The sequence below is a fragment of the Microbacterium sp. genome (assembly GCF_051953575.1).
In the GTDB taxonomy this organism is placed as follows: Bacteria; Actinomycetota; Actinomycetes; order Actinomycetales; family Microbacteriaceae; genus Microbacterium.
On sequence record NZ_JBQCIP010000090.1, the window covers coordinates 1 to 2,841 of the forward strand.

Genomic DNA, 2,841 nt, shown 5'->3' on the forward strand with positions numbered 1-2,841 from the left:
CCGGTGCCGTTGGAGATGATGTACGCCGACGTGAACACCTGGAAGGCGCCGATGAGGCCCAGCAGCAGGTTGAAGAAGATCACGGGCGAGAGCATCGGGATCGTCACGGCGGTGAAGCGGCGCCAGGCGCCTGCGCCGTCCATCTCGGCCGCCTCGTAGAGCTCCTTGGGGATCTGCTTGAGGCCGGCGAGGAAGATCACCATCGTCGAGCCGAACTGCCACACGTGCAGCAGGATCATCATCGGCATGATCATGGCGGGGTTTCCGATCCAGCCCCCGATGTCGATGCCGAAGAACGACAGGGTGTTGTCGACGGGACCGTCGGTCGAGAACATCGCTCGCCACACGATCGCCACGCTGACCGAGCCGCCGATGAGCGAGGGCGCGTAGAACGCGGAGCGGAAGAAGCCCGAGCCCCGGTCGCGGAAGTTCAGCAGCATGGCCACGGCGAGGGCCGCCGCCATCGTGATCGGCGTGCCGATGAACACGTAGACGAGCGTGATCTCGGCCGACTGGATGAACACCGGGTCGTTCGTGAACAGCCGGATGTAGTTGTCGAGACCCGTCCACTTGGGCGGCTGGAAGATGTTGTACTTCGTGAACGACAGGTACAGCGAGTACACCATCGGGATGGCGGTCAGGCCGAAGAAGCCGAGCAGCCACGGGCTGAGGAACGCGTAGCCGGCCGCCGTCTCGCGGCGTGACCGCGCGCGCTGGCCGGGTCGCTGGAACTTGCTCTCGGGTCGGCCGCTGCGGATGAGTCCGCGCTTGGCCGGACGATCGGTGACGATGACTCTCGTCGCTGTCGTGCTCACCGCGGCTCCTTTCGGGTGGGAGGGGGTGCCGCCGGGCCGGTGCGTCCGGCCCGGCGGCAGGGTGTCACTGGTTGAGGACGGTGTCCATCTCGGAGAAGAACTGCGAGACCGCGTCGTCGACCGAGATCGTGCCGTAGCCGAGCTCCTGACCGATCTCGAGGAACTTCTGCTCGAGCGTCCCGTAGCCGTTGATCGGGACGGGCGGGGCGTCGCCCAGACGGTCGGCGATCGACGCCTCGTAGTCCTTGATCTGCTGCGCGATCGGGTCGAGCGTCGCAGCGCCGAGGGCCGTCTCGGATGCCGGCAGACCGCGGTTGGTGCCGAAGATCTCACCGGACTCCGGGGAGTTGACGAGGAAGTTCACGAGCGTCGCCGCAGCCTCGGGGTGCTTGGTCTTTGCCGACACCGCCTCGAGCATCGACGGCTTCAGGTAGAGGTCCTTCGCGCCCTCCTTCGTGACCGGCGGGGCGACGAGGTTCAGCTCGGTGTAGTCCGCGCCGAGGTTCGCGAGGTATCCGGCGCCGAAGTTGTCCCACGTGAGCTCGCTCGCGGCGGTCGCGCTGTCGAAGGCGCCGAGGGGCTTCAGCTCCTCTGCCTTCTGGGCGGGCACGCCGATGCCGTCGCGGATGGGGGCTCCCTGCTCCCAGAACGCCTTGAGGTCCTTCTCGGTGAAGTTCGCCTTGCCGTCGTCGGTGAAGAGGTCCTCGCCCTTCGCGCGCTGCTGCACCTCGAAGTTCTGGATGCGGCCGGTGTAATCGCTGCCGCCGTAGACGGTTCCGCCGCCCGCGTCGGTGACCTCGCCCATCCACTCGGTGTAGTCGTCCCAGCTGCCGCCCTCGAAGTCGTCGACGCCGACGGATTCGAGCAGCTTGGGGTTGGTGAACAGGCCCCAGGCGTTGGTGGAGGTCGGGATCGCCGTCGTCTTGTCGTTCACGACGCCGATGCTCAGGATGTTCTCCGGCAGCGGGTCGGTCTCGATGATGTTGCCGAGGTAGGGGTCGAGCTCGAGCAGCAGGCCGTTCTCGGAGTACTGGCGCAGGTAGGAGTAGTCGAACTGCATCACGTCGGGCAGACCGCCGCCGGCGGCTTCGGTCTGGCGCTTCTCCCAGTACGAGGGGAAGTCCAGGAACGACGTGTTGACCGTGATGTTGGGGTATTGCTCCTCGAACGCGGCGATGACCTGGTCGTACAGGCCGGCACGGACGTCGTTGCCCCAGAACGACATGTTTAGGGTGACCTTCTCGTTCGGGTCGAGCGTCGGGGTGGCGTCGGGGCTGTCGCCGCTGCCGCTCGACGCGCAGCCGGCCAGTACCAGGGCGGCGCCTGCGGCGACCGCCGCGGCGGTGAGCGCACGCTTCTTGCTGAACATCCTTGTCCTCTCTCGAACGTCTGTGTTCTGTCTTTCCGCTCAGACGTTCCGTTGTCTGTGTGTGCGGGGTGAGCGCATCCCTCGGTGCGGATGGGCGATGCTGGAAAGCGCTTGCCCGCCACGGTACCCCGTCTAAAAACGTTTCGCAAGATACCCGGCGCAGAAATTTGAACGATTCAGTAACGGGATGCCAGACACGCCTGTGTCCGGTCCCAGTCTGCCGCATGCGCTGATCAGGCGAAAACGCTTCGAAGGTCGGCGGGAGCCGCCTGCCAGGCGCCCCGCGAGGCGGTCTACAGTCCGGCTCGCAGGTCGATCACCGTGCTGGCGAACCCCGTGCGGTGCGTCGGATGCGCGGCGAGATCGGCCGGAGTCACGACGGCGCCGTCCGCATCGGCCGAGGCGTAGATCGCGGCGACGATCTCGATCGAGCGTGCGGGCGCATCGGCGACAGGCGGCAGCGGCGCTCCGCTGCGCAGCGCGTCGAACACCGCGCGCAGCAGCGGCTCGTGCCCGCTGCGCTCCTCCGTCTCGGGCAGCGCCCAGGCCTCGGCCTCGGCGGGGTCCACGTGCGGCGCCGGCGTGATGCGCCAGTTCTCGTGTCCGTGCCCGTAGAGGTGGTCGACGGTGATCGTGGCCTTCTCGGTGTCGATGCGC

The 2,841-nt window shown here is 67.1% G+C and carries 2 protein-coding genes and 1 pseudogene; all 3 read right to left on the bottom strand.

Annotation, left to right across the window (positions count from 1 at the left end; genetic code table 11):
- A partial coding sequence (locus tag ACTHNQ_RS06300) for a carbohydrate ABC transporter permease (RefSeq protein WP_440332072.1) occupies window positions 1-815 on the bottom strand: 815 nt, incomplete at its 3' end.
- A gap of 64 nt (window positions 816-879) precedes the next feature.
- A complete protein-coding gene (locus ACTHNQ_RS06305; RefSeq protein ID WP_440332074.1) occupies window positions 880-2,184 on the bottom strand; it encodes an ABC transporter substrate-binding protein in 1,305 nt (434 codons plus the stop codon).
- Window positions 2,185-2,477: 293 nt separating this feature from the next.
- Window positions 2,478-2,841 (bottom strand): annotated as a pseudogene (locus ACTHNQ_RS06310) (Gfo/Idh/MocA family protein); the annotation flags it as partial.